We start from the raw sequence: 25,927 nt of genomic DNA, 5'->3' as shown, positions 1-25,927 counted from the left end.
GCACGTAGTGGTGCTGGGGCCGGGCGCTGAAGGCCTCCAGGTGCTGGCGGCCAATGGCGAGCAGCACGCGCTCGGCCGGGCCGGAAAGGGCTTCGACGGCGGCCTCGATGCTTGCCACGCGCTGCCAGCGCTCGCCTTCGGTTTCTGCCCAGGCGGAGCGGGTCAGCGCCAGGAGTGCCACGCCGCTCGCCTTCGCGGCCTGGATCGCGTGGCGGCTCATCTGCGCGGCGAACGGGTGGGTGGCGTCCACCAGGTGGGTGATGCCTTCACGCTCGATATATTCAACAAGCCCCGCTACGCCGCCAAAGCCGCCCACGCGGGTGGGCAGCGGCTGGGGTTTCGGGGTTTTCACGCGCCCGGCGTAGCTGTAAATGGCGCGAATGCGGCGAGCGTGCAGGGCCTGGGCCAGCGCGCTCGCCTCGCTCGTGCCCCCAAGAATCAGGACGTTTAGCATGGATGTAGTCAACAACGCTCTTTGGCTCACGATGATCGGCTGGGGCGAGAGTGGCACGGCGGGACTGACGGCGGCAAGCCGGAAGGCGCTGGAAGACGCCGAGATCGTCTTCGGCGCCCGCCGCCATCTGCGCCTCTTGCCGGCGCTTTGTGCCGAGGTGCGCCAGTGGCCGGTGCCTTTTAGTGAGGGCATCCCGCTGCTTCTGGCCGAGCGCGGCCGCCGGGTGGTGATGCTGGTCTCCAATGATCCGTTCTGGTTCGGCGCGGGCACCTCGATCACGCGCCATCTGGAACCCGGCGAATGGCAGGCGCTGGCAGCACCCTCCACCTTCAGCCTGGCGGCGGCGCGGCTCGGCTGGGGGCTCGAGCGCTGCGTTTGCCTGGGCCTTCACGCCCAGCCGCTTACGCGCGTGCGCCGCCATCTGCAGCCCGGCCAGCGCCTTTTGGTACTGCTTCGCGACGGCGCAGCGGTGAGTGAGCTTACCACACTCATTAAAAGCTACGGCTTCGCGGACTCCCGGATCACGGCGCTGGAGGCGCTGGGCGGCGAGCACGAGCGGGTACGCCACTTCGGCGTGGGGCAGGTGCCGGAGGATATTGCCCACCCGGTGGCGGTAGCGCTCGAGGTCGCCGGTGCCGGCCCCGCCATTCCGCTCACGCCGGGCCTGCCGGACACCTTTTTCGAGCACGACGGCCAGATCACCAAGCAGGCGGTGCGCGCGCTCACCCTTGCCGCGCTGGCCCCAAAACCCGGCGAGCGGCTGTGGGATATCGGGACGGGCTCTGGCTCCGTGGCCATCGAGTGGCTGCTGGCCCACCCGGAGAACCAGGCCATCGGCTTCGAACAGCACTTTGATCGCGCCGACCGGGCGCGCCGCAATGCGGACAACCTGGGCGTGGACTGGCTGGAGGTGAAAGAGGGCGCCGCAGTGGAGGCTTTGGAGAGCGCCGAGCTGCCCCACGCGGTCTTCATCGGCGGCGGGCTGAACCAGGCGCTGTTGGACGCGCTTTGGAAGCTGCTGGCGCCCGGCACGCGGGTAGTGGCCAACGCGGTCACGCTGGAATCCGAGGCGCTGCTGGCCCACTGGCATCAGCAGGCCGGCGGCGAGCTTCTACGCCTCGAGCTTTCGAGTGCGGCGCCGCTTGGCACCCGCCGGGGCTGGAAGGCGAGCTACCCCATCGTGCAGTGGCGGGGCGTGCGGTGAAGGTGGCCGGGTTTGGGTATCGCAGCGCCGCCACGCTCGGCTCGCTCGAGCAGGCGCTGGATCAGTTGATCGAACGCTTCGGCGCCGTCGATCGGCTTGCCGCCGCCAGCAGCAAGCAAGCGCTGGTGCAGGCGCTGGGCCAAAGGCGGGGGCTTGGCGTCATCGTCGTGGCGGATAGCGCGCTTTCCAACGCCTGCACGCTCACCCACTCCCCGCGCAGCGTTCAGGCGCGGGGCACGGGCAGCGTGGCGGAGGCAACGGCGCTGCTGGCGGCCGGGCCCCACGCGCGGCTTCTGGCGCCGCGGCTCGTTTCACAGGACAGAAAAGCCACCGCTGCGCTGGCGCAGTCGGTGTCATCACGTTCAGGAGTCGATTCATGACGGTTCATTTCATCGGCGCCGGCCCCGGCGCCCCGGATTTGCTCACGCTCAGAGGGCGCGACTTGATCGCCGCCTGCCCGGTGTGCCTGTATGCGGGCTCTCTGGTGCCCGAAGAAATTCTCGCGCACTGCCCAAAAGGCGCGCGCATCATCAACACCGCGCCGCTGTCGCTCGATGACATCATGCAGGAGATCCAGACCGCCCACGCGGAAGGCTTCGATGTGGCCCGGCTGCACTCCGGCGATCTCTCGGTGTGGTCCGCCATGGGCGAGCAGCTGCGCCGCCTGCGGGCGCTTGCCATTCCCTATAGCGTTACCCCCGGCGTGCCATCCTTCGCCGCCGCGGCGGCCACGCTTGGGCAGGAATTGACCCTGCCCGGCGTCGCGCAATCCGTGGTGCTCACCCGCACGCCGGGCCGGGCCAGCGCCATGCCGGAAGGGGAGACGCTCGCCAACTTCGCCCGCACCGGCGCCACGCTTGCCATTCACCTCTCCATTCACAATCTGGCTCGGGTGGTGGAAAGCCTGACCCCGTACTACGGCGACGACTGCCCGGTGGCCATCGTCTGGCGGGCGAGCTGGCCGGACGAGCGGGTGCTGCGCGCCCGCTTGTCCACGGTGGAATCCCTGATCGACCACACGCTTCAGCGCACCGCGCTGATTCTGGTAGGGCCGGTACTCGAAGCCGAAGACTTTCAGGAAAGCAGCCTGTACGCGGTAGGTTATGATCGCCGCTTTCGGCCGCAATCGGCGGATTCACCGTTTGCCGGCGGCGATGAAGAGGGCGGCGCATGATCACGCTCTCGCTGATCGGCATTGGCACCGGCAACGTCGACCATGTAACGCTCGCGGCGGTGCGCGCCTTAAACGAAGCCGACGTGATTCTGCTGCCGCGCAAGGGCGAGGCAAAATCGGACCTTCTCGACCTGCGCTGTGTACTCTGTGAAGAGCTTCTCGATAAAGCGGCCAGTACCCGCATCGTCGAGTTCGATTTACCCACCCGCGACGGCGAACGCCCGTACCTAAACGCAGTAGACGAGTGGCATGACGCCATTGCCAGCGTGTGGGCGGAGTTGATGGATAAGCACCTGCCCAACGGCGGGCGCGTCGGCATGCTGGTATGGGGCGACCCCTCGCTTTATGACAGCAGCCTGCGCATCGCGAAGCGCCTGACGGACAGCGGCCGTGCGGTTGAGGTCAACGTCGTGCCCGGCATCACCAGCCTGCAAGTGCTCACCGCCGAGCACAAAATCCCCCTCAACGCGCTCGCCGAACCCATCCAGATCACCACCGGCCGCCGCCTGCGCGAACGCGGCTGGCCGGAAGACGCCGCTACGGTAGCCGTGATGCTCGACAGCGGCGGGGCGTTTACCACGCTGCCACAAACCGACCCCTACATCTGGTGGGGCGCCTACCTAGGCATGGATAAGCAGTGCTTGATCAAAGGCCCGCTCAGAGAGGTAAGCGATGAGATCATCGAGCGCCGTGCGGCGCTGCGTGAAGCTCATGGCTGGATTATGGATATCTATCTACTCGCCAAGCAACCGCTCATATAGCGGTGGTATAAATTTGGAATGTTTTTCCATAAAATGGCGCTACTTAGTTACCTGACAGTCAGCATTTAAGGAGCAAGCCATGAGCTTTTACGTCTACCTTTCCGGCGAGATCCACACCGACTGGCGCGACGAAATCCAGCGCGGCGCGGACGCCGCCAGCCTGGATATCGTCTTCACCGCCCCGGTCACCGACCACGACGCCAGTGACGCTGCCGGCGACCACCTGGGCGTACCCGAAAACGGCTTCTGGCGCGACCACCAATCCTCCAAGGTCAACGCCATCCGCACCCGCACGCTAATCGAGCAGGCCGATCTCGTCGTCGTGCGCTTTGGTGACAAGTACAAGCAGTGGAATGCGGCGTTTGATGCGGGTTATTGCTCGGCGCTGGCCAAGCCCTACATCACGTTGCACGCTGAGGATATCGTTCACCCCTTAAAAGAAGTGGATGCCGGTGCGCAGGCTTGGTGTACTACCACTGAGCAGGTAGTCGAAACACTCAAGTACGTCCTCAAAGCGTAAGCCAGACCCAGTAATACCCAGCAGGCCTTCACGGCCTGCAGCCCCGCTTTTCCAAAACCAGCCACCGCCGCCCTCGTAGGAGCACGCTTCAGCGCGCGACGATTTCGCCACATCATCCAGCAACCCCGTAGCGCGGCGTAACGATTTGGCGAGGTACGAGCCATTGAGGCACCCGCATGGGCGGCCCCGCGCGAAGGGCAGCGTTAGTTGCCCCGATGTAGCCGTTGTCATTGCTGAGATAGCCGCTTATAGTTAATGACTTTTTCACCTAGATTTGATTTCCTTCGATCTATAGCTGGTCAGTTCTATAAAATTTCTACGTGACCTGAAAAAAATTAATTAATATAGTATAGTTTATTAAATAAGGTAAATTTTAATTAGCCTTTGAGTCATCAGTACATCGTTCTTATTATTACCATATTTTCACTTTACGTCTTACAAATAGATGGTTATAACGACTCTAACAGGCTTAATAATACTATGAATGATCGAGTCAGCTCATTTGAGAGTGTTAAGTAGTGAGATGCATAGTCGCTATTGTGTCGTTCAGGAGTCGTATAATGTTTGATTTCATTTCTACAGGGCTGGTGCCGCTAGCTTCTATGGCTGGTATTACATCGGTTGTGATCGGTATCTGGCTCTCTCTACAAGAATATCAATTCAAGATCAAGACAGAAACTCGCCTTGCTCAAAGTGAAGATGTAAAGTCTCAGATTAAGCTCCTTAAGATGTTCACTGTAATTATGAATATTGCATACGCTCGCGGAAACTCCTATTTCCTTGAGAAATTAGCGGATTTAATGGTTCGTCCAGAAAAAAGTTGATACCTTCTGCAGTAAAAGAATTAAAATTAATTTTAGTAATATAGGAATTATCACAATGCCAGTAGGAACCGCCGCACAGGATGCAGCTATTGACGCAGTTGCTGAACTTGGTAGAGGTCATGAGCTTTTAAGACCGGTATCGATACAAGCTCTTAAGTCTCCAGTTAATAAGAATATCAAATGGTGGAGCTCAAGGCTATCTCAATAAACTACGTTGATCATGCTAAAATTTGGTCAGCAGCTAAGCAGTCATTTAACTACTTCTAAACGCATTAATATTATTTTAAAAATGTATAATTGGACTGGAATATAACATGGCTTTTGTTAAAGAATTGAAGATCGAAGATAACGCTGCCCCGGCTTTGGCAACATCTAAAATTGTAGCGCAAAGATTAGGGAAGTCTCTAAGAGAGCGTTATCAGGATTTTATACATAGGCGTGAATGTAAGCCTGATCAGCAAGATTATGACGTAAAAATGGCTAGTAGAGCTATAGCTGCATTTTCAATATACAACTTAGCTGGTGTAGATGATATTACAGCCGGTAAAAGCGTATGTGATAGCTCTGATGATGGTGGTATTGATGCTATATGTGTAAACCATAGTGAGAAATTGGTTGTTATAGTTCAGTCTAAATTTAATCAATCAGGAAATGGCACCTGGAATAAAGATGATTTTCTTAATTTTAAAGACGCTTGCGAAAAGCTTCAGCTAGAAGAGTACGATAATTTCGATGAAATTTTGCAAAATATGGCTAACGATATTGAAGTTGGTCTTGGTTCTCAAGATTATAAGTTTCTTTTTGTTATGGCACATACTGGAAAGCGCGGTGCTGCTGAAAAGATACTTGGTGATATGCAAAAGTGGCAAGATGAGTTGAATGCAGCAACGCTTATTCCAGAAACTACTCCTCAGGATGAATTGCCATTCCAAGTTCATCTTGTTTCAGCTGAAGACTTAACTGAGTGGCTTCGTGCAGGGAGCCATATAAATATTGACTTAGATGATGTCGAACTTGAACATTATGGCCATAAAAATGAGCCATACCTTGCTTTTTATGGGCAAATTAGCGGAGATCAAGTTCTTGAGTGGTGGATGGCGCATGGTCCCCGGCTATTCGCAAAAAATATTCGAAATTTATTAGGAAGCACGGATGTTAATGAATCTATAAAAAACACGGCTATGACTGCGCCCGAAATGTTTTGGTACTACAATAATGGTATAACATTATTAGTTTCAGACATTGCACCTCATCGGCGTAATGCAAATCGAGGCACCAAAAGAGGAACATTTAAATTTTATAACTCTAGTGTAATTAATGGCGCCCAAACCGTCAGCACTATCGGTCAGGTCTTCAAAAATATATCTGATGAAAATAGTGATACCTTATCGCAAATTAAAATTCCGGTGCGCTTTATAAAAGTTGCAGACATGGAGAATGCTGAAGTAGCTACAGCTATAACGAAAGCAAACAATCATCAAAACAGAGTTTTAGGAAGAGACTTCGCTTCTCAACATTCAGAACAGTTAAGAATCGCTAAAGAGCTTGCAGTAGAGAATTATCAATATCAGCTACTTAGGACTGCTGGCCAAAAAGGTGAAAGTGATCAAAATATAATCGATCTTGATGAGTCGCTTGATGCTCTTGCTTGTTTAACTATGAAGGCTTCCATTGTTGCAACATTGAAAGCGCAGAGAGGTCGATTCTTTGAGAATCTAGATGGCACATTATATAGAACTGTCTTTAATCCAAATGTTTCTGGAATAAAAGTTGTCAATGCAGTTTCTCATTTCCGTACTATTGAGGGATTAATAGCTAAACTTTTGGACCAGACGGATAGAAATACTCACCGTAAGCGGCATTTGATCATTACACATGCTAATAGGGTTATTACTGCGCTACTTTTAAATAAGGTAAGTAAAATTAACAAATTGTCAGAGCTTACAGCTCCTAATGACCTAGATTTGCAAAAAAATCTTTTGATAATCGCTAATAATATAGATGAATATATAGAAAAAAAATACCCTAATGCCTATCCTGCAAGATTTTTTAGCAATGTTGAAAAAGTTGATGAGATTTTAAGAGAGCTAAGTGATACTTTACAAGATTGATTAAAAAGTAGATGCATAAAGATTTATGTTGGTTGTTAAGTGCAGGTGCACAATTCAGATGCGCAGATGATTAATTAAATATAGCCCTCGCGTCTACCGAATTTAGTCACATCGGCCCGCTACCCGTCATAGCCAATCCTTGACCCGGGTTATAGAGCGGGCCATAGGCCATTCGCAAGCATCCATAACCAATATGGCCTCTCAGGTTATTACTTGTATCTGCAATAGCGTGATCAATTAGTTCAGTATGTTATGCTATTTTTCCAAAGCTTCTGCCATTTTTCTATCCTGGGTGTGCGTTTTTTAGGAAATATTTAAAAAAATGCTTAATTTTGAAATTTAAGTCAACCTTTTACGCGGCTTTGAGCTTGCCTCATACTTGATTAAGTAGTGCTTGACTTTAAATTCAGATCTTTTTGTTAATTAAATTTGGCTTAAAGAAGCTTTTAAATGAAAACAGGTTATTGCTTTTGTGAGCAAAAAAGAAAGTACTTTACCTGTTAAGAAACAATATCGCTGGAATGGTTTCTAAGTAGTCAGCTGCAAGGTATGGCTCAGTAAGCTGGGTAGAATAAGTATATCTAGCAAGACCAATACAATTTTCAAAGCCCAGAAGTCACTCTAAGAACACTCTACAATACAAGGCGACGCATCAAGATTATGACGAGAAAAACACTAGGCTTGAAGGTCAAACGGCAGCAAGAGGCCAAACCCGCCGACGTCGTTGAAGATCAATTCCAGGATGATCCCGAAAAACGCTTTCTAAATGGCGTTGCGATTCATCCATCCCCACGCATCGAGCTTGCAGCAGGTTCCACCCAGCGCAGCGTGCGGGCGATGGATTTGATCACGCCCATTGGCATGGGCCAGCGCGGGCTGATCGTCGCACCCCCGGGCTCGGGCAAGACGACGCTGCTCAAACACATCTGCCAGGCCGTGGCCGAGGCGCACCCGGCTATCAAGCTGTACGCCTTGCTGATCGACGAGCGCCCGGAAGAGGTGACGGACTTCAAGCGCAGCGTGTCGGCCGAGGTGCATGCGTCCTCCTCAGATGAAAGCTACGCCCACCACGTGCGGTTGGCCGATCAGCTCTTGGCAACGGCGCGTAGGCAGGCGGGCGAAGGGCACGATGTGATGATCATGATCGATTCCCTGACCAGGCTTTCGCGGGTTCATAACGCCGAGCAGCGGGGCAATGGTTGCACCATGTCCGGCGGGCTGGATAGCCGGGCGATGGAAATACCCCGCAAGCTGTTTGGCGCGGCGCGAAAGATCGAAAACGGCGGGTCGCTCACCATTCTGGCCACCGTGCTGGTGGAGACGGGCAGCCGGATGGATCAGGTGATTTTCGAGGAGTTCAAGGGCACGGGCAATATGGAAATCGTGCTGTCACGCGAGGTGGCCAGCCAGCGGATCTTCCCGGCCATCGATATCGTCAAAAGCAGCACCCGCCGGGAAGAGCTGTTGATCGACTCAAAAGATATCGAAAAGGTACGCGCCCTGCGCCGCGCGTTGACGCAGCTCAAACCCGTCGAAGGGGCGCAGAAGCTGTGTAAGCTACTGGAGAAATACCCGACCAACGCCGAGCTGCTGGACGCGTTTTCACCCGCTCGGGATGAGAGATAACTTTTAAGATCTCGTGCCTGGTAAGAATGCCGGCTTTTAGAGAGCACCTGAACATGTGTTCACCAAGCCTAAATACTTTCCAAAGCTATCTTCATGATCACCCCACCCGCGAGCAGGAGCAAAAGCGAGCCCGATGCCCGCTCAAGCCAAGGCAATATACGAGCAAAACGTTGAAGCACGACTCGGTTGCCTATCATCAGCGCGACCAGCAGATCCCAGATCAAAACGGCGCTGAACATCCAGACCCCATACGCGATTTTCCAGCCGGTGGAGGCATAAGGGCCGGTCAGCATGGCGGCCAGGCTGACGTAGAAGATCGCGTTTTTGGGATTCAGGATACCGGATAAGAACCCCATGGCGGCGGCGCGGCCCCAGGCTTGAAAGCGGTGTCTGGCCCGGCCGTGATCGTCGGTTTTGGACAAACTGGCCATCGTATTGGAGCCTGCATGGCGAATGAACAAAATCCCCAGATAGACCAGGTAGAGACAGCCCGCCATCTGCAAGGCCACGAACAAGTGCGTCTCGGCGCGCAGCACGCCTACCCCGGTAAAGGCCCCCAGTATGAATACGCCATTGGCCAGGGCGATTCCTATACACGCACCGCTGGCGACCTTCCAGCCGTCGCGCAAGGAGCTGCGTGTGACCAGGAAAAAATCGGGCCCGGGAGATATTAGCGCTAGAAAATGCGCGGCTGCGATAATGATGAAATGTTCCATTGACCTGCATCCTTTACGTAACGACGCAAAGTATGCAGCCCGCGGATTGCCTCGTATTGAACGATATTGCAGAGCTAGCGCCGGTATCGCGCCGGGGTAATACCCGTGAACGCCTTGAACATGCGCTGAAAATGCGCCTGATCGGCAAACCCTAGTTCCTGGGCCACCGTGGCGATAGCGCCTCCTTCGCGGATTCGATCACGCCCGAGGTTGATTCGCTGGTTGAGTTGCCAGGCGTGGGGCGACATGCCGGTTCTGGCTCGAAACGCGCGAATGAACTGGTAGCGGCTCATGCCCACCATGTCGGAAAGCTCACTTAAAGAACGCGACCGGCTCAGCGTGTCTTCCATCAGAGCCAGTACCGGATCTAGACGCTCTACATGACCCACGGTCTGATAGGGAGGGTCTACCCGAACGCCATTGGAGAGGTCGCAGGTGGCCATGAAGTCGATGAGGGCCGACTCCTTTTCGTCACGGCCGGCCGGCGAAAATAGCAGCTCATTGAGCCTACAAAAGGCCTGGTAGATCGATGCCTGATCGACGATGCATATCGCCTCATCCGCCTCCAACTCGACCCCACACTCGGCGTATTCGCTTCTCACCGTCTGAAGCCAACGCGCATTCAGATGCAGCATCTGGTAGCTCCACTGCGTGCCCGGGGAGGGGTTACAGGCGTGCACTTTTCCGGCGGGTACGAAGACGACCATACCCGCTTTTAGCGTTATCGGTGGATTGTTGGCGCCGGTAAAAACACTGGCACCCTGATCGACCGCGCCAATCGAAAAGGTCGGATGATTGTGCGGCCTATAGCACGCCCGGCTTTGGCAAGCGCGTCGGCTTTCTACAAAGGGCATGGCAGGATCGCGCCAGAAATGAGCCGTGTCGGTCATATGTGACCTTCCTGATTCAGCCTAACGTTTGCCTTTTTTCACATGGTTCAAGTGTGAAACGGGTACTGCCTTTTGAACCGGAAAACCCTCGATTTCCCGGCGCTCGATGACCGCGTTCAGCCGCTTCTCAATGGCGCAAAGGTTCTTGAAGTCGCTGATATCGACCAGCGAGATGGCTTCACCCGTGGCCCCCGCACGGCCGGTTCGGCCAATACGGTGGATGTACTCTTCTGCCGGGAAGGGCAAATCGTAATTCACCACGCGGCTCAGTTCGCCAATATCCAGCCCGCGCGCGGCCACGCCGGTCGCCACCAGGTACTTGAGTTCGCCGGATTTGAACTGACCCAGCACGGTTTCGCGCATCGCCTGGCTTCGGCCGCCGTGGATGGAATCCGCCTTGATGCCGCGCTTTTCGAGCTGGGCCACCAGCTTGGCGGCGCTGTGTTTCTTCTCGACGAAGATCAGCGCCTGATCCCACGCATTCTCGGTAATCAAGTGGCTCAACAGCGCCGACTTGGTGTCCTTGTCGACCGTGATGAGCCACTGCTCGATGCTGGCGGCGGCGCGCACGTTCGGGGTAATGGAGATGTCCGCCGCCAGCTCGCTCTTCTTGCTGTCTGCAAACTCGGAAGCCAGCGCCCGAACCTCGTTGGTCATGGTGGCGGTGAACAGCAGGTTCTGACGCTTTTCCGGCAGGCGCACCATGATCTTGTGGATGTCATCGACAAAGCCCATGTCGACCATGCGGTCCGCTTCGTCCAGCACCAGCGCTTCGAGTTCATCGAAATGCACTGCCCGCTGATGCGCCAGGTCCAGTAGCCGGCCCGGTGTGGCCACCAGAATATCGACCCCTTCGATCAAGCGCGCCTTTTGCGGCGCGGTATCCACGCCCCCGTAGGCGGCCATGGAGGTCAGGGGCAGGTGTTTGGCGTATTGCGTCACGCTGGCCTCGACCTGAACCGCGAGCTCCCGAGTCGGCACCAGAATCAGCGCGCGAATGCGTTTGCCGCGCAGCTCGCCTGCCGTGCTGAAGCGCTCGAGCAGCGGCAGCACGAAGGCCGCGGTTTTGCCCGTGCCGGTCTGGGCGGTGGCGACCAGATCCTTGCCCGAGAGAATGACAGGAATCGCTTGTTGCTGGATCGGCGTGGGCGTTTGGTAGCCCAGCTCGTTGAGCGCTTGAATCAGCGGCGCGGATAATCCTGGTAGGGCAAAGGGCATGGGAGGCTCTGACGGGTCGTCTTGGGTTGAGTCGAAAATCAAAAGGGGGGCAGTATAGCGCAAATACCGCTCTTCAGGCGTGATCGCCGCTGGTGTACGCTCCTTGTTTTCTTTTCGTTGTAAGCCATGGATCGGAGGCAGTGTGAAAGGCCCAAACCCTGACGACAAAGCACCCATGAAGGGCTTCCCGCAAGTAGGCTATCTGAAGAACTACATTGAATCAAAAAACATCATCGTGGGTGATTACACCTACTACGATGACCCGGAAGGGCCCGAGCGCTTCGAGCGCAACGTGCTTTATCACTTCCCGTTCATTGGCGACAAACTCGTCATCGGTAAATTCTGCGCCATCGCGAAAGACGTCACCTTCATCATGAATGGCGCGAACCACAAGACGTCCGGCTTTTCGACCTACCCCTTCCAGATATTTGGCCAGGGCTGGGAAAAGGTCATGCCCGAAGCGGATGAGCTGCCCTACAAGGGCGACACGGAGGTTGGCAATGATGTCTGGATCGGTTTTGAAGCCACCCTGATGCCGGGCGTGAAGGTGGGCCACGGCGCCATCATCGCGAGCAAGTCCGTGGTAGTGGCCGATGTGCCGGCGTACAGCGTGGTGGGCGGCAATCCTGCCAGGGTGATCAAGTATCGCTTCGATGAGAGTACGATCCACGAGCTTCTGGAGATCGCCTGGTGGGAGTGGAGCGCCGATAAAATCACGGCCCATCTCGAGGCTATCGTGGGGTGTGATCTGGCGGCGCTACGTGAAGCCAGCAGCGCTTGATGAAACTCTCAACGGCGAAGCCAGAGCAACGCAGCGTGCACCGGGTAGAACCATGACATTAAAGTGCGTGACGCTCATTCACAGCGGCATCATCCAAACCGCCGATACGCCCCGCCGGCGTATTGCCTACCAGGGCAACCTCGAGCTGGTGGAGTGGGTGAAGCGGCTGCTGGAAGAGGGCTACGCCTTTGTCGATACGCCGAGCGGCTGGCCGCCCGCCGAATTGCTCCGAGAGCTTCAAGCGCAAGGCGAGATGACCTTCGCCTTTACCGCGGTTACCTGGTCAGGGCCGGGCGTCTATCGTACTTATCAGGTTTCGCCGTGCTGAGCCCTCGTTCAACACACTTTCGATCTGGCGGCCTTCGTTGGCTGTCGCGTCGCGTGTTACTTGATAGCTTCATCATGCAATACGTGGTCGAAAAGCGTCCGAGTGATTACCCTATACAGTCGCCATTCGAAGCGAGGACGACCTCGCCGCTCGATTCGCTCAAGGGGACGGCCCCAACACTGAAGGGATAGGGATGAGCTGGATCATTCTGTTTATCGCGGGGCTTCTGGAAATCGGCTGGGCCATCGGGCTCAAGTACTCCGAGGGCTTCACGAAACTCTGGCCGACCGCCTGGACGGTGTTTTCGCTGGCGGCGAGTTTTCTGCTGCTGGGTCTGGCGCTGAAAACTCTGCCGGTGGGTACCGCCTACGCCATCTGGGTGGGCATCGGGGCGGTGGGCACGGCGGTTCTGGGCATCGTGCTGTTCGGTGAATCCGTCGGTGTACTGAAGCTTGTGAGTTTGACGCTGATCGTGGCGGGTCTGGTGGGGCTCAAGCTTTCCCACGCGTGATGAAGGGCAGGGCGCAGGATGGAATCACCGCACTACGTACTCGAGGGTCAGTACGAAATCACGACCGTGGCTTTCGAGCCGCGCATGTCGCTTTGGGTCTATTCACCGGTCATTGTCGAGCGCGCCACGGGCCGCGTCGTGCTCGATCTCTCGAGCGGCCTTTGGGATCTGCGCCGGGTCAACGAGCGCCCGGGGCGAATCCTTTTGACCCTGGCACGCTTTCCCGAAGGCGACCGGGAGTACGTCGTCGAGGTGGCCCCGGTCGAGGCTATTGCCGTTGTAGACGGTGTCACGCATCCGCTTCTGAAGCTCGAAGCCGCCTTGAATGCTATCGCCTAGCCTGCGAGCCAACCCCTACCAGCTGCAGGTCTCCCGGACCGCTTTGATCCTTTCCTCGATACCTTCGATGTTGAACTCGAGCTCGATGGGGTCACCCTCGACCGGGGTCGCCTTCAGGCTCAGCGTCTGCGCGCCGAACAGGCCTTGAATGAACGGGATGGCCTCGTCACTTTGCCAGAAGCCCAGCGCATGGCCGTCGTCAATCGGCTGCAGGTCGACCGGTTCGAAGTCGGCGTCATCAAGCGCCACTGTAATGGCCTCGTACTCGTAGGTATCGCTTTCGTCCTGCTCGAACAGGTCGAAGTAGGCAACCGTCGTGTCTTCGAGGCAACGAAACACGACTGTCGGCACAGCGAGCCCTACGGCATGGGTCTCGAGCACGACGAAGTGTAAATCCAGCTCTTCGTCGTGGTGCTCTTCGGTTTGCCACTGCGAGGCGGTAGGGGCGTCCTGGGCCAGTGCCATGGTGGGTAGCAGGGCGAGCAGGGCCAACAGCCGTGTCTTGTTGATGTTCATTCCTGGTCCTCTGAGTGTTTGCGGACGGTGCGTACCGGAGTCTACTTCCCGCACCTGAAGACTGCAGAGTATTACATGCAGATGGGCGTGTTAGTACATCGAAACGCCTACTCCCGCGCAGAGTGCTTGCTCAAAAGGTCCGTGCCGTCGCCGCTCTGGGCGATCTCCTGCTCCACCTTCTTCATCAGCTTTTCGTCCGGCCGGGCATCGAATACGTCATCGTGCTTGCCATCGAGCACCTGCTGAGCGCGCGCTTTGGCGTCGCCTGTTTCGTTCGTCGTGGCGGGCTGGCTGGGCTGGGCAGTGCCCGGCTGTTGGTGGGCGGGCTGGCGCTGCATCAAGGCGCGTTCGAGCGCCGGGGTAACGCTCAAACGGTAGATCGGCTCTGGCAGGCTGAACCCCTGGTTTTCCAGGGCGTGTTTGGTTTCGCGGATGGCGATGCTGCGCGCCTTGCCGAAGTCGGTGGTGGATTGATCGACCCAGCCCAGAAACTCCAGCACGATGTTGGAGTCGCCCACGTTCTTGATGACGCCCACGGCTTTGGGTTCGCTCAGCACGAACTCCAGAGCCTGAAGGGCATCGAGGCCGACCTTGATGGCGGCCAGAGGATCGTCGTTGGCATCCACGCCCAGCTCGAAATTGAAGCGGCGCTCCGGGTTCTGGGTGTAGTTGAGGATGATGCCCTTGAACACGTCGGCGTTGGGAATGCGCAGCTGGTTGCCTTCCAGCGTCATCAGAATGGTAGCGCGAGACGTCAGGCGCACCACGATACCTTCCCGGTCGTTGATGACCACGTGATCCCGCGCCTGGAAGGGTTGGCGAATGCTGAGCATCAAGGAGGCGATATAGTTCTCGATGGTGTCCTTGACCGCAAAGCCGATGGCGATACCGATCACCCCGGCGCCGCCCAGAAGGGTGCCGATGACGGTCTCGGCGCCTATCAGGCTCAAGGCCATGATCAGCCCGAGCACGATGAACACGACCTTGATGGTTTGCGCCACGAGTTCCGCGACGAACGGGTTGGGCGTGAGCCGCTGCCAGAGCGCCTTGCGATTCGATAGCCAGGCGCCGAACCAGGCGACCAGCCCGAAGATCAAAAAGCCCACCAGGATCAGCGGAAGCGCTCGCAAAAGGCTCTGGCCCCGCGCCCTCAAGCCCTGGTAGGCGGTAGAAACGTTTTCCTGTACGTCCAGGGTACGGTCGATGTGATCATCGACCATGACCACATCGGTCAGCCGGTTGGCCAGGCCCACGGCCTGTTGCGCCTTGCGCTCGTTGGCCGTTTCACCGGAAAGCGTGACGATGCCCTGAGCCACGTTGATCTCGACCGCGCCGAGCCCGTCGATCTCGCTGAAAATGCCGCTGATACGCTGACGGATCTCCGCATCCTTTTGTGGGGAAGGGGTGGTTTCGATCTGCCCCGCGGCGGGTCCTTCCCCGATCGGGTTGGCCGGTGCGGTCTCGTCGCCGGCGTGGGCGAAGCCGCTGAACAGCATACCCAGTAGCAGCAATAGAGGGGCTAAACAGCGAAGCACACCGTGTATGCGAAGAGAGAAGAAAGAATCAGCCATGACCATCCCTGGTGTCGTCATCGAAAGTGGTGCGGGTTAGCCAAGTCTAGTGGGTTTTTCTGGCTTGGCGGCGCTCGAATGGCCTTTCCAAATAACACGCTCTTGCACACGGCTGCCCAGGGCCGATAGATAGCCTCTGGCCAATCGTATTGAACGTGCTCCTGTCATAGGGTTTGTCATTATGGGATATTCGAATAAATGAATATTCATTGGGCCATAAACGTTGCGGACGTAATCCGGGGGTAGGGCGTGTACATTTGTGAAACGCAGAGGTTGATTCTGCGTGAATTGACTCTAAACGATACGGCCGAACTGACGCGCATTCTGGGCGATCCTGCCGTCATGAAGTATTCGATTCGCGGCGTTTGCGATGACGCCATGACGCGCCGCTTTATCGAATGGTGCCTGACGTGCTACGAAGCACACGGTATTGGCCCCTGGGCGCTGATCGAAAAGGATACGAATACGCTGATCGGCTTTTGTGGCGTTAGCCCGGAAGAGGTCAACGGCATCGAAGAGATTGGCCTTGGCTACCGGCTGGCGACGCGCTACTGGAATAGAGGGTTAGCACCTGAGGCGGCGCGGGCGGTTCTGCAGCACGCCTTTGGCAAGAAACGGGTGTCTTCGGTGGTGGTTCTGATAGAGCCCGATCACGTAGCGTCGCAAAGGGTCGCGCTCAAGGCGGGGTTCGAACAGTTCGACGTTCATGAGTTTCATGGCCGTGAAGTGCGAATGTATAGGCAGTCGTTGGCGCAGTGGGAAGAGCATCACGCTGATGGCGTTTCCGGGATGACGAGATGACGTGCAGCCAGGATTGGACTCGGGTTTCAAGACCCACTGCCCGGATAGAAAGAATGGAGGCGTTCTTTTCAGGCCATGGGTTCACGCCGCACCGGCACGATACCTATGCCCTGGGTATCACACTCAACGGCGTGCATGGGTTCAACTACCGCAAGTCCCTACGCTATAGCCTGCCGGGAAACGCGGTGGTGATACACCCCGATGAGCTGCACGATGGCGAAGCGGGCACGGCGGAGGGATTTCACTACAAGATTCTGTATATCTCGCCAGAGACGATTCAGCGGGTACTCGGCGGGCGGCCCTTGCCATTCGTTGCGCAAGGCGTTTCATCAGACCCGCGCATTGTTTCTGCCATTTCCCGCATGCTCACCGATCTCGATGCCGGGCTGGATAGTCTGGAAGAAGATGACGGGATCTTCGATATTGCCCAGGCACTGGAGGATGTCTCAGGCCAAACAAGGCGCCGACGAAGGTTTGATTACAAAGCGGCCGAGCTGGCCCGGCAGTTCATGCTCGATGCCTGTACCGAAGAAGTCACCATGGCGCGTCTTGAACAGGTCGCCGGAGTGGATCGATGGAGTCTTTCAAGAGACTTTCGTGCCCTGTTTGGAACGAGCCCCTATCGATACCTGACACTACGCCGTCTTGATAAAGCCCGATGCATGATCAATGCCGGAGTGGCATTGGTGGAGGTCGCGGTAGCCTGTGGTTTCACGGATCAAAGCCATATGACTCATCAGTTCGCCAACGCATACGGCTTGCCCCCCGGCCGCTGGGCAGACCTTCTTCGCCGGCACGCCCTCTGAAGCAGCCTTCGAGCTGCATTGATGGCGCCCAGGCCATCGTCTCAAACCTGCACGATCATACAAGACGCTTTTCGATTCAAACGTCAGAATTGCCTCATGCCTGACAACAGCGCCTGAGCGCTTTATCTGCCTTGGTTGATGCCAAGGGCGGTAAAGGCGCTGTTGTTGTCGAGAGGACAAAACCGTCCATTAGGAAGCATTTCAGCGAGACATGCCATGAAATTTCACCGCAAGGTTGAACCAGCGGCGGGGGGCGAGAGAAGCACCGCTGGTTTATTGCAAGAGCGGTTTATGCGCGATCCTTACAATTCCGGCAGGGGGATGGCTCAAGAAAGCGGAAAGGCAACGTCTTCGCGGCCTTTTATCAGGGCACTGCCTTCCGCGATGGCCATCGTTCCAGTCAGCATGCTCTTCGGGGTACTCGCTCATCGGGCAGACTGGAGCATGCTCGAGGTGCTGGTCGTCAGCGTTCTCGGCTTTACAGGCAGCGGTCAGTTTGCCGTGCTTCCCTTGGCCGAGGCCAATGCCGGCTTTCTGACCATGCTGATCATTTGCGCATCGATCAACAGTCGTTACTTGCCGATTGCGCTGACCACGACCACAAGGTTGCCAAGGCGCTGGTGGGTCAGAATATGCGCGGCTCACCTGCTGGGCGATGAAGCCTACGCCACGGAGAAAGACGGCGATACCACGAAAGACACCCTGATCATTCGGTTGACCATCTTCCTTTTCTGGGTAAGTGCCGCGGTGCTGGGAGCGCTGATGGGAAAGCTCATTCCCGGTGAGTGGCTGAGTACGGATATTCATCTGGGGTTTCCGGCAAGCGTGGTGCTGATTTATCTGTCTGTCTCTCAAATCAAGCGGCGTGTAGCGGGTGGGTATCGGTTGCTGCCGCTGATGGTTGCGGCCTGTCTGCTAGTGGTCGGCGCCTTCCATCAGTGGTTGGGGGCGACCTTTTTCTGGATGCCCAGCGTCATCATGACGGCCATCCTTCTGGAGCAATGGAAAAAGCATGAATAGCAGCAGCATCATCACCGCCATCGCGGCCCTTTGCCTAACGAGCCTGCTGGTTCGCGTATTGCCGGTCATCTGCGATTTTCAGTTTTCTCCAAGGCTTTTGCGATGGATGGAGACGACGCTGCCCATCGCTGTTTTCCTGAACTTCATCGTCTACCTTGTATTGCAGGAAGCGCAGATCGCCCTTGGCCCTGCACTGGTCGCCCTGGTCATCACGGCCACGCTGGCTTATCTGAACCTCGGCGGCCTTTTCGTGGGAATGCTGGGCGGGTGCGTGTCGTATTATTTATTGACTGCATGGTGATGAGCATATTGACCAGAACCCCCCAGTACTTTGCCAATACCGGCGTCGGCAAGCGATATGATCAATACCGCCCCAAAGCCCACCAAGCGCTTTTTCAGATAATGAAGCGACATCTACCTGCCAAGCACTTTGGCCGGGCAGTGGACGTTGCGTGCGGCACCGGCGACTCTACCGTTCCGCTTCTGGATATTGCTCAGGAGGTCGTGGGTATTGATTCTTCAAACGAGATGCTGATCATCGCCCAACAGCGCGGCTTATCCGTGAGCAAGGCGGACTACACCGAGCTGCCTCAGCAAGGCCGCTTCGACCTCATCTCGACGTGTATGGCGTTTCACTGGTTCGATGGCGTGCGGGCCGTGGCGGCCTATAAAGCAGCGTCCCATCCCGGCGCTATCTGGATCATTTATAATTTCGCTTTCGCTGGCCATTCGACCTCCCATTGCTTCAACAGCTGGTTTCGTGACGAGTATCTGAAATGCTACCCATCTCCACCAAGGGCTCGATACGAAGACATGACGCTGGCAGAGGACCCGGCACTGTCACTACTGGCGAGCGAGAAAGGCTGTTTACCGATAACATTCACGCTCGATGCGCTGATTGGTTATCTCACTACGCAATCGAATATCGAAGAGGCTGTGAGAAAAGGCCAGACGTTGGATTCGATAGCTGTTGAGCTACGCGATCAACTATCTCAAATCGACTTTAGCGGTGAGTTTAAATATGCCTACTCCTACGACATTCTGCAGTACGCGGATCGGTGCTGATAATCTGCTGCCTACTGCCGAGGGGCATGCCGTATTCGCGAGGTGAAAAGTGCACTATTGGGAAGTAGAGGCCGCTGAAATTCCCGTTACGCTTTTGCTAGAAGCAGACCCTTCCGAAAAGATGATCGCATCTTACTTGCATGAGGCCTGGTGCTTTGCTGCGAAGCGAGAAAGAGAAATCCTGGGTGCGTGTATCGCCAAGCCAATCGGTGCCGAAACCGCCGAGCTATTCAATATCGCGGTCTACCCGCAGTTTCAGCAACAAGGCATAGGGTCAGGCCTGCTACGCTTCGCCTTGGGCGAACTGAGGAACAGAAATATACAGCGGGTAGAGCTAAGCACTGGCTCTTTCGGGTATCAGCTTGCCTATTATCAGCGCCATGGGTTCAGGGTTGATAGGGTGGTGAAGAACCACTTTCTGGATCACTACCCAGAAGCGCTTTTCGAGCAGGGGATTCAGCATCAGGATGCGCTACGGCTGTACATGGTCTTGTAATCCTAGAATCAACTCAAGCCCATCCAATACACTAGGTAGTCCTTACCTTTTGGCTCGACTAATGAACAAAATAGCATGGTTACTGGTGTTTCTTGCGGCCCCGGCGTTGGCGGAAGTCGACTTGGTAAAAGTAGATAAATCAGACAACCGCATGTATCTCCTCGATGGGGATAACGTGGTTAGAGAATTCCACGTTGCGCTTGGTGGCAGCCCGCAGGGGCACAAGGTTCAGGAGGGCGATCAGCGAACGCCTGAAGGCCACTACGTACTCGACTATAAAAAAGAGGACTCTGTGGCTTATCGCTCCATGCACGTGAGTTATCCCAACGAAGTGGACATGGCGAATGCCGAAAGGCTGGGCGTTTCACCCGGCGGTTTTATCATGGTACATGGTCAATTTAACTGGCTGGGCTGGCTGGCGCCCATTACGCAACGCTTTAACTGGACCAACGGCTGCATTGCGTTGACCAACTCGGAAATGGACGAGTTCATGGAGCTGGTCAAGGTGGGAACGCCTATTCACATTGAGTGGTAATTCTCTGCTGGTTTAAGTGGGCGTAACGGTCAGTTTCATTGGCTTTGAACAAGTAAGGGGTTCAAGGTCAAAGCGTACAGGAAGCTACTGATGAATAAGGTTGCCATCATTACCGGCGGCGGGCGTGGCATTGGCGCGGCAACCTCCGAGCTGCTGGCCGCCCGTGGCTACGCGGTGTGTATCAACTACCTGAAAAACCGCGAGGCGGCGCAAGCGGTGGCGGCGCGTATCGAAGAGGCGGGCGGCCGGGTTTCATTCACACGGACATGCACGCCGATGGTGGAGAACCTGGTCGGGTCGCACGGCTGGCGCCGCAGATTCCGTTGAAGCGCGGCGGCACGCCGGAAGAGGTTGCCCAGGCCATTGCCTGGCTATTATCCGATGAGGCCTCCTACGTGACTGGCTCGTTTATCGATATAGCGGGAGGCAAGTAGGTGGCGATGCGTCGTCGATACCGAGTAGACGCTCAACGGAGTCGTCAATGATTACCGGCTTGAACCATATCACCCTGGCCGTGAGCGATCTGGAACGTTCGCTGCATTTCTACACCCAGGTGCTGGGGTTGACCGGGCATGCGAAATGGAACAACGGCGCCTACCTTTCCGCCGGGAAGCTATGGCTTTGCCTCTCCTGCGATGAACCCTGCGCGAAGACCGACTATACCCATATCGCCTTTGACGTAGCGCAGGCAGATTTCGATGCCTGTTGCGCAAGGCTGGAAGCCCTTGAGGTACGGCAATGGAAGCTGAACAAGAGCGAAGGGCATTCGATTTATATACTCGACCCCGACGGCCATAAGTTGGAGATTCACGCAGGTGGCTTGCAGAGCCGACTGGCTTCCTTGGTGGAGAACCCCTATAGCGGCCTTGTCTGGCTATGACGATTTATCGTTAAAGTAATTCAGGCGGGCTCCGATATATATACTTAAGTCGTGCCATTTCCTGATCGTTGCCCAGAGCCTTCCATGTCCAAAAAGCTGATCTGCCTCGTTACTGCCTTGCTGTTGTCTTCTGGCTCCTTTGCCCAATCCCCTGTGGATGAGGCGGAAAAGGTGGCGCTGGCGTGGCTTGAGACAATCGACCGAGGTGAGTTCGAAAGGGCGTGGGAGGAGGCTTCCCCCTTGCTGCAGCGGCCTCTCTCCGCCAGCATGCTGGAGCGCACCATTGGCCTGGCGCGGCGCGATTTTGGTCCCGTGGAGTCGCGTCGGCGTACGCGGGTGGTCAGCCAGACCTCCATGCCCGGTGCGGCGCGCAACGACTACAAGGAATTTACCTTCCAGACGCGGTTTGCCAACAAGCCTCAGGTCACCGAAACCATTACGCCGCACTTTGAAGAGGGTGTATGGAAGGTGAGCGGCTACTACGTGCAATAAGCCGCTATCGACCAAACGCCACGCCCCCCGGCGCGGTGTACCAAGGCTGCGATATTCATGATCGTCTCTGGTGCGGCGCCTGTTTTTCCGTGCCCGCCATCTTGCCCCCGTAAATGCTTCCATCACAGGTATAATGCCGCCAACGCTGGCCTGCCTGGCGACTCATTACGTGATTGGATAGAGAAGGGTGTCAACAATGATCAATACCAAAATATACAAGTCAGTTTACGAGCTGGCCGAAAAGCTGATGAAGGCGGCTGCCAAGGATGACAGGGCAGCGTTTGAATCCCTTTACGCCGAGCTGGAAACGATCTGCCGGGAGAATGAGAATACCGCCAAGGATCACCCGGAGCAGTGGGAAACCCTGGCCGACTTTACCGAGGAGCTGGACGAGGCGCTGATCATCTACGCCAAGGCGCTGGCCAAGGCGGAGGCAGCCGATTCAAAGGACCACCTCTCGTCCATCGCTTTTTCCATGGCAACGCTGCAGGTCGAGCTGGGTCAGACTGACGAGGCGATTCAGAACCTGAAACATGCCCAGGTCAGCGCCAGCAGGATCGAGGACCAGGAGCTCAAGGCAGAAATAGATGAGCTGCTGGAAACGCTGACTGCCAGCCAGTGAAGCATCATCCATCTTTGAATATGCCGGCAATGCCGGTAGGCTTTATCGGATGTACCCAGAATCAGGAGTCAGGTTTTGACCAATAATGATATTTTTCGCCGCATACGTTATACCTTTGATTTAAAAGATACCTTTATCGTCAAGATCTTTGCCCTGGCGGATATCGAGGTCACTCAGACGCAGGTGATCGACTGGCTGAGAAAGGATGAAGACGAGTCACTGGTCAAGATGAAGGATGTGGATCTGGCGGCGTTTCTCAATGGCTTCATCAGCCACAAGCGCGGCAAGCGTGAAGGCGAACAGCCGGCGCCGGAAAAGAACCTGAACAACAACATGGTATTTCAGAAGCTGAGAATCGCGCTGAACCTGAAGGCTGATGACATCCAGGAGATTTTTGAGCTGGCAGGCTTCAATCTGAGTGCCCACGAACTAAGTGCGTTTTTCCGCAAACCCAGCCACAAGAACTATCGCGAGTGCAAAGACCAGGTGCTGCGCAATTTCCTGATGGGCCTACAATGCCAATTGCGCCCAGAGCAGGCCGACAAGCGCGCGTAATCAGGACTAATAGCTAGATTCATTCTGCGGCCCACGCCCTGGTACAACCAGTCACGCGTTTACCTCTTCACACAAACAAAAATGGCGTTCCCTGAGGCGGTGTCCCAGGGCGTTATTTTTGCATAGTCGTGTTCAAACACCTGAACCTCGAAGAGAGGTTCAAGCAAGTCAACGAGTTCTGCAAAGCGGACGGCCACCATCGGGTGTTCGTCGTCCCATACCTGCACGCCGCTTGCGTCTGCTTTCTCGATGCTGAGCCTGAGGGACTGCTGTTCGCCTTGCCCGTCGTAATGCCAGCCTGAACGGAAGGTGAACAGGTCGGTGCCTTGCCTGGCCGTATGCTTGACGAACAGGGCATTGTCGATCTTGTCTTTATCTACTGCGTTGAAGCAGAACACGCCACCGGGCGCCAGGGCGCGGTGTGCGCTGAGAAGACAGTCGTTCAGCTTTTCAATACTTGCGTTGTAGTGAATCGAGTACAGAAAGCAGGTAATCAGATCCTGCGGTTCGCAGACGTCGAAACTGCTCATGTCCTGACGCATGAACGAGGCGCTGGGGCAGCGGGTAGCAGCGATATCCAGCATGGGCTGGTTGATATCCAGGCCGCTGCTCGAATAGCCAAATTCGATGAAACGGCGCACATGAGGGCCGGTGCCACAGGCCAGGTCAAGATGCGTGTGGCCGCCGTTACCGAAGAGCTGATGCAGCCTGCGGATACCGTCACTCTGGGCCTGGTAGTCGATATCCACGCACATTAAATCGTAATAGCCAGAGAGATCGGTATAGAGCGCGTTGGACATGAGGGCCTGGTAGCAGGGGGCGTTGAATAGGGTGGGGCATAGTAAACGAGTGCCCAGGGTTTGAGAAGCGGACTTTATATACGCAACGGCTGCAGGGGCATAGCTGCATTGGGTAAGTAACGACGTAACTTGGCCTTTTTAAAATCCTGCAAGGCTTCCATCGACTATGCTTGATAAGCGAGTGCAGGCCTTGTATGAGCTTGAGTCTGGTTGAACCAACTGAGAAGGAACGATCATGGACGAACCCGTTTACTGGTATGCCGTGGCAGCAGTGCTGCTGTTTGTGAAAATGTGGGCGACTGGCCTTTACCAGGGCTTTCACCGAATCACCAAAAAGACCTTTAAAACGCCGGAAGACGCGCGCATGGCGGGAACTGAACCTGCCCAGGAGGAGTTGCCTCAGGTTCAGCAGGCCAGCAAGGCGTGGTCCAACGACCTTGAAAACATCCCCATCTTTCTGGGGTTGGGTGTCGCCTATGTGCTGGTAGGGGCGTCGCCCGGGCTTGCCGTTTGGCTGTTCATGATTTTTACCGCAGCGCGCTACTGCCATACGCTGTGCTACCTGGCAAAACTCCAGCCTTGGCGCACCGTCTCCTACGGCGTGGGGTTGCTGTGCATGATCGTCATGAGCATTCAGATCGTGCTGGCGCTGCCCTGATCAACGGGTGCCGTGTCCTGACGGGCGCGGCGCCAGACGCTGGGCGGGCGTTTTTCTTCCTGCGCCCAGCGGCGTCTTAGCTGGCGCTCGTCGCCAAAGCCGGTCTCTTCAGCAATGCGGGCGAGCGACCAGGTCGTTTCCATCATCAGCGTCTTGGCCCGTTGCAGCCGCAAGCCGGCAATGTAGTCACCTACCGGCATGCCGGTCAGTTGCTTGAACTGGCGCCGAAAGTGACGTTCGCTCATGGCCGCTTGCGTTGCCAGCGTTTCGGCCCGCCAGGGGTGGGCGGGGGCCTCGCAAATGGCGTCCTGCACGCGATGAATCCGCGCATCCACGTGGTTTCTGCCTTCAAGCCAGGCGCCCAGCTGTGGCTCCTGGCCGCTACGGCGAAGGTACAGCACCATTTCTCTGGCCACCGCCAGCCCCAGGGCATGGCCGCCCACCCGAGTAAGCCAGTGGAGCATGGTATCGATTCCGGTGGAAATGCCGGCACTGGTCAGGTAACGGCCATCTTCGGTAAAGATGCAATCACCCTGGACGTGTGCCTTGGGCGCCCTTTCGCGAAGTTGATCCAAAAGCGTGTGGTGCGTGGTACAGCGCCTTCCATCGAGCAGGCCCGCATCGGCGAGCAACAGGGTACCGGAACAGACGGTCATCAACGTATCGGCATGAATCGCATTGCTCTTGAGCCAGCCGATGCACGCCTGCTGCGCCTGAGAATCGAGGCGGTTGCGGTACTGGCCGGGGATCAGCAGCAGGCTCTGCCGGGGCAACGTGTCTGGCAGTGGGGAAATGCCGCCCAGGGTGAGTGGCCCCAGCCACGGCATGGCGGTGCTGGGGCCGAGATAGCAGATATCCATCTCCATGCCCAGGCGGCTTGCGCACTGCAGTACCTGAAGCGGGCCCACCAGGTCGAGTGGCACTTGCCCCGGCATCATCAAGACGGCCACCCGCAGGGTCGGCACCTTTCGGGCAGGCGGTTCGCTTGTATTGAATGTGTCAGTCACACGCAGCTTGCCACTCGTTGATCAAATCCTGGGTATCGATGATACGCGCAAAGCGGCCCTCCAGCACAAGCTCCGTGCGCGCCTTGATGTCCGAGGCTTGCCAGGTAATGCCATGGCGCGTCATGGGAAACGTCAGGGTGGCGTCGCTTGCAAAATCGACCTTGAAGCCTAGATCGGAGGCCACCCGCGCGGTGGTTTCGCAGCACTGCTCGGTACGAATGCCGCTGATGGCCAAGTGTAAAATACCCCGCTCGCGTAGCCAGCTTTCAAGCTGTGTATCACTGAACGCGTTATGTACCTGCTTGTGAAAGGTGGCCGCCGCCGTGTCTTCAAACCCCTGAAGTGGGCGAATCAGGCCGAGTTCAGGATCAAACGGTCCTTGGCTTCCGGGCGCTTCGTGGAAAATACGCACGACCGGTATGCCGCTGGCTTTAGCGGCATCGAGCAGAGCACGCTGGTGGGGCCGCCAATCATCGGCAAGGGCTTCAACCCAATACTCCTTGGCGGGAAAGGAGGCTTGAACATCGATCAGCAGCAGAGCGGTACGGGAAAGTGTCATGGTGGGCCTCATGGGTCATGTGAGGCTCTAGCGTAATGGGTCTTCGATGCTTGCGTCGGACACAAAACGGACAAATACGGACATCGT

At 56.4% G+C, this 25,927-nt stretch carries 34 protein-coding genes and 1 pseudogene; 26 read left to right on the top strand and 9 right to left on the bottom strand.

Going from position 1 to position 25,927, the window contains the following annotated elements:
• The coding region (locus tag HW452_RS12760; RefSeq protein WP_224106493.1) for a precorrin-6A/cobalt-precorrin-6A reductase at nt 1-454 on the bottom strand (454 nt) is incomplete at its 3' end.
• On the opposite strand from HW452_RS12760, the gene cbiE reads away from it, so the two are divergent.
• The 8 genes from cbiE (at nt 453) to rho (ending at nt 8,674) form a co-directional block, all read left to right on the top strand.
• Nucleotides 453-1,658, top strand: a complete 1,206-nt coding sequence (gene cbiE, locus HW452_RS12755) for a precorrin-6y C5,15-methyltransferase (decarboxylating) subunit CbiE (protein ID WP_224106491.1) — start codon at nt 453-455, stop codon at nt 1,656-1,658. The two genes, HW452_RS12760 and cbiE, sit on opposite strands and share 2 nt — an antisense overlap.
• Nucleotides 1,655-2,038 (top strand): cobalamin biosynthesis protein, encoded by a 384-nt coding sequence (locus HW452_RS12750; RefSeq protein WP_224106490.1) that lies wholly within the window; start codon nt 1,655-1,657, stop codon nt 2,036-2,038. Before cbiE ends, HW452_RS12750 begins: the two co-directional genes overlap by 4 nt.
• Nucleotides 2,035-2,832, top strand: coding sequence for a precorrin-4 C(11)-methyltransferase (cobM, locus tag HW452_RS12745; protein WP_224106489.1), 798 nt, complete (start codon nt 2,035-2,037; stop codon nt 2,830-2,832). The genes HW452_RS12750 and cobM overlap by 4 nt, the downstream gene beginning before the upstream one ends.
• Entirely contained in the window at nt 2,829-3,593 is a 765-nt protein-coding gene (cobF, locus tag HW452_RS12740; protein ID WP_224106488.1) for a precorrin-6A synthase (deacetylating), read from the top strand. Before cobM ends, cobF begins: the two co-directional genes overlap by 4 nt.
• Before the next feature lie 79 nt (nt 3,594-3,672).
• Entirely contained in the window at nt 3,673-4,113 is a 441-nt protein-coding gene (locus HW452_RS12735; protein ID WP_224106487.1) for a YtoQ family protein, read from the top strand.
• 560 nt (nt 4,114-4,673) lie between these two features.
• Nucleotides 4,674-4,937 (top strand): hypothetical protein, encoded by a 264-nt coding sequence (locus HW452_RS12730; RefSeq protein WP_224106486.1) that lies wholly within the window; start codon nt 4,674-4,676, stop codon nt 4,935-4,937.
• A gap of 314 nt (nt 4,938-5,251) precedes the next feature.
• Nucleotides 5,252-7,048 (top strand): AIPR family protein, encoded by a 1,797-nt coding sequence (locus tag HW452_RS12725; protein WP_224106485.1) that lies wholly within the window; start codon nt 5,252-5,254, stop codon nt 7,046-7,048.
• Between the two features lie 660 nt (nt 7,049-7,708).
• Entirely contained in the window at nt 7,709-8,674 is a 966-nt protein-coding gene (gene rho / locus HW452_RS12720; RefSeq protein ID WP_224106484.1) for a transcription termination factor Rho, read from the top strand.
• Between the two features lie 68 nt (nt 8,675-8,742).
• On the opposite strand, the gene HW452_RS12715 is transcribed toward rho, so the two are convergent.
• The 3 genes from HW452_RS12715 to HW452_RS12705 all read right to left on the bottom strand — a co-directional run bounded on the left by HW452_RS12715 (nt 8,743) and on the right by HW452_RS12705 (nt 11,498).
• A complete protein-coding gene (locus HW452_RS12715; protein WP_224106483.1) occupies nt 8,743-9,390 on the bottom strand; it encodes a LysE family translocator in 648 nt (215 codons plus the stop codon).
• Between the two features lie 74 nt (nt 9,391-9,464).
• Entirely contained in the window at nt 9,465-10,280 is an 816-nt protein-coding gene (locus HW452_RS12710) for an AraC family transcriptional regulator (protein ID WP_224106482.1), read from the bottom strand.
• Nucleotides 10,281-10,301: 21 nt separating this feature from the next.
• Complete coding sequence (locus tag HW452_RS12705) at nt 10,302-11,498, bottom strand: DEAD/DEAH box helicase (protein WP_224106481.1); 1,197 nt, start codon at nt 11,496-11,498, stop codon at nt 10,302-10,304.
• A gap of 142 nt (nt 11,499-11,640) precedes the next feature.
• Here HW452_RS12705 and HW452_RS12700 point away from each other — a divergent pair, with 142 nt between their 5' ends.
• The 4 genes from HW452_RS12700 (at nt 11,641) to HW452_RS12685 (ending at nt 13,457) form a co-directional block, all read left to right on the top strand.
• A complete protein-coding gene (locus tag HW452_RS12700; protein ID WP_224106480.1) occupies nt 11,641-12,279 on the top strand; it encodes a Vat family streptogramin A O-acetyltransferase in 639 nt (212 codons plus the stop codon).
• 52 nt (nt 12,280-12,331) lie between these two features.
• Nucleotides 12,332-12,607: a hypothetical protein gene (locus tag HW452_RS12695; RefSeq protein WP_224106479.1), complete on the top strand. Its 276-nt coding sequence runs from the start codon at nt 12,332-12,334 to the stop codon at nt 12,605-12,607.
• Between the two features lie 193 nt (nt 12,608-12,800).
• A complete protein-coding gene (sugE, locus tag HW452_RS12690; protein WP_224106478.1) occupies nt 12,801-13,118 on the top strand; it encodes a quaternary ammonium compound efflux SMR transporter SugE in 318 nt (105 codons plus the stop codon).
• A gap of 18 nt (nt 13,119-13,136) precedes the next feature.
• The gene (locus tag HW452_RS12685) at nt 13,137-13,457 is read left to right on the top strand and encodes a hypothetical protein (RefSeq protein ID WP_224106477.1); all 321 of its coding nucleotides are present in this window, start codon (nt 13,137-13,139) and stop codon (nt 13,455-13,457) included.
• A 15-nt stretch (nt 13,458-13,472) separates the two neighbouring features.
• On the opposite strand, the gene HW452_RS12680 is transcribed toward HW452_RS12685, so the two are convergent.
• Both HW452_RS12680 and HW452_RS12675 read right to left on the bottom strand, forming a co-directional pair.
• Nucleotides 13,473-13,973 carry a type VI secretion system-associated protein TagO gene (locus tag HW452_RS12680; RefSeq protein WP_224106476.1) on the bottom strand — a complete coding sequence of 167 codons (501 nt, stop codon included), beginning with the start codon at nt 13,971-13,973 and terminating at the stop codon, nt 13,473-13,475.
• Nucleotides 13,974-14,080: 107 nt separating this feature from the next.
• Nucleotides 14,081-15,544, bottom strand: a complete 1,464-nt coding sequence (locus HW452_RS12675) for a mechanosensitive ion channel family protein (protein ID WP_224106475.1) — start codon at nt 15,542-15,544, stop codon at nt 14,081-14,083.
• A 249-nt stretch (nt 15,545-15,793) separates the two neighbouring features.
• Here HW452_RS12675 and HW452_RS12670 point away from each other — a divergent pair, with 249 nt between their 5' ends.
• From HW452_RS12670 to HW452_RS12615, 13 genes and pseudogenes are all read left to right on the top strand, one after another.
• On the top strand, nt 15,794-16,345 hold the full coding sequence (locus HW452_RS12670; protein WP_224106474.1) for a GNAT family N-acetyltransferase: 552 nt from the start codon (nt 15,794-15,796) through the stop codon (nt 16,343-16,345).
• A gap of 53 nt (nt 16,346-16,398) precedes the next feature.
• Nucleotides 16,399-17,151: a helix-turn-helix domain-containing protein gene (locus HW452_RS12665; protein ID WP_263433643.1), complete on the top strand. Its 753-nt coding sequence runs from the start codon at nt 16,399-16,401 to the stop codon at nt 17,149-17,151.
• Nucleotides 17,152-17,442: 291 nt separating this feature from the next.
• Nucleotides 17,443-18,171, top strand: coding sequence for an AzlC family ABC transporter permease (locus tag HW452_RS12660; protein ID WP_224106472.1), 729 nt, complete (start codon nt 17,443-17,445; stop codon nt 18,169-18,171).
• The gene (locus HW452_RS12655) at nt 18,164-18,472 is read left to right on the top strand and encodes an AzlD domain-containing protein (RefSeq protein WP_224106471.1); all 309 of its coding nucleotides are present in this window, start codon (nt 18,164-18,166) and stop codon (nt 18,470-18,472) included. Before HW452_RS12660 ends, HW452_RS12655 begins: the two co-directional genes overlap by 8 nt.
• On the top strand, nt 18,472-19,236 hold the full coding sequence (locus HW452_RS12650) for a class I SAM-dependent DNA methyltransferase (RefSeq protein WP_224106470.1): 765 nt from the start codon (nt 18,472-18,474) through the stop codon (nt 19,234-19,236). Before HW452_RS12655 ends, HW452_RS12650 begins: the two co-directional genes overlap by 1 nt.
• A 49-nt stretch (nt 19,237-19,285) precedes the next feature.
• On the top strand, nt 19,286-19,732 hold the full coding sequence (locus tag HW452_RS12645; RefSeq protein WP_224106469.1) for a GNAT family N-acetyltransferase: 447 nt from the start codon (nt 19,286-19,288) through the stop codon (nt 19,730-19,732).
• Between the two features lie 61 nt (nt 19,733-19,793).
• Entirely contained in the window at nt 19,794-20,267 is a 474-nt protein-coding gene (locus tag HW452_RS12640; RefSeq protein WP_224106468.1) for a L,D-transpeptidase family protein, read from the top strand.
• Between the two features lie 90 nt (nt 20,268-20,357).
• Nucleotides 20,358-20,594 (top strand): SDR family NAD(P)-dependent oxidoreductase, encoded by a 237-nt coding sequence (locus tag HW452_RS12635; RefSeq protein WP_317986352.1) that lies wholly within the window; start codon nt 20,358-20,360, stop codon nt 20,592-20,594.
• A pseudogene (locus tag HW452_RS17665) lies at nt 20,510-20,701 on the top strand (SDR family oxidoreductase); the annotation flags it as partial. The gene HW452_RS12635 and the pseudogene HW452_RS17665, both read left to right, overlap by 85 nt.
• Nucleotides 20,702-20,748: 47 nt before the next feature.
• Complete coding sequence (gene fos / locus HW452_RS12630; RefSeq protein ID WP_224106467.1) at nt 20,749-21,147, top strand: fosfomycin resistance glutathione transferase; 399 nt, start codon at nt 20,749-20,751, stop codon at nt 21,145-21,147.
• 84 nt (nt 21,148-21,231) lie between these two features.
• A complete protein-coding gene (locus tag HW452_RS12625; protein WP_224106466.1) occupies nt 21,232-21,639 on the top strand; it encodes a DUF4019 domain-containing protein in 408 nt (135 codons plus the stop codon).
• Nucleotides 21,640-21,835: 196 nt separating this feature from the next.
• Complete coding sequence (locus HW452_RS12620; protein ID WP_224106465.1) at nt 21,836-22,261, top strand: tetratricopeptide repeat protein; 426 nt, start codon at nt 21,836-21,838, stop codon at nt 22,259-22,261.
• A gap of 75 nt (nt 22,262-22,336) precedes the next feature.
• Complete coding sequence (locus HW452_RS12615; RefSeq protein ID WP_224106464.1) at nt 22,337-22,816, top strand: DUF1456 family protein; 480 nt, start codon at nt 22,337-22,339, stop codon at nt 22,814-22,816.
• Between the two features lie 59 nt (nt 22,817-22,875).
• On the opposite strand, the gene HW452_RS12610 is transcribed toward HW452_RS12615, so the two are convergent.
• The gene (locus HW452_RS12610; RefSeq protein ID WP_224106463.1) at nt 22,876-23,616 is read right to left on the bottom strand and encodes a class I SAM-dependent DNA methyltransferase; all 741 of its coding nucleotides are present in this window, start codon (nt 23,614-23,616) and stop codon (nt 22,876-22,878) included.
• 235 nt (nt 23,617-23,851) lie between these two features.
• Here HW452_RS12610 and HW452_RS12605 point away from each other — a divergent pair, with 235 nt between their 5' ends.
• Nucleotides 23,852-24,274 (top strand): MAPEG family protein, encoded by a 423-nt coding sequence (locus HW452_RS12605; RefSeq protein ID WP_224106462.1) that lies wholly within the window; start codon nt 23,852-23,854, stop codon nt 24,272-24,274.
• Here HW452_RS12605 and HW452_RS12600 read toward each other — a convergent pair.
• Together HW452_RS12600 and HW452_RS12595 are read right to left on the bottom strand one after the other, a co-directional pair.
• On the bottom strand, nt 24,250-25,281 hold the full coding sequence (locus HW452_RS12600; protein ID WP_224106461.1) for a GlxA family transcriptional regulator: 1,032 nt from the start codon (nt 25,279-25,281) through the stop codon (nt 24,250-24,252). The genes HW452_RS12605 and HW452_RS12600 overlap by 25 nt on opposite strands.
• Entirely contained in the window at nt 25,274-25,840 is a 567-nt protein-coding gene (locus tag HW452_RS12595) for an isochorismatase family protein (RefSeq protein ID WP_224106460.1), read from the bottom strand. The genes HW452_RS12600 and HW452_RS12595 overlap by 8 nt, the downstream gene beginning before the upstream one ends.
• Between the last annotated feature and the right edge of the window lie 87 nt (nt 25,841-25,927).

The sequence above is a fragment of the Vreelandella aquamarina genome, from assembly GCF_020075495.1.
GTDB lineage: Bacteria > Pseudomonadota > Gammaproteobacteria > Pseudomonadales > Halomonadaceae > Vreelandella > Vreelandella aquamarina_A.
The sequence above is the reverse complement of the archived record's forward strand: the minus strand, read 5'-3'. Positions and strand labels throughout refer to the sequence as shown.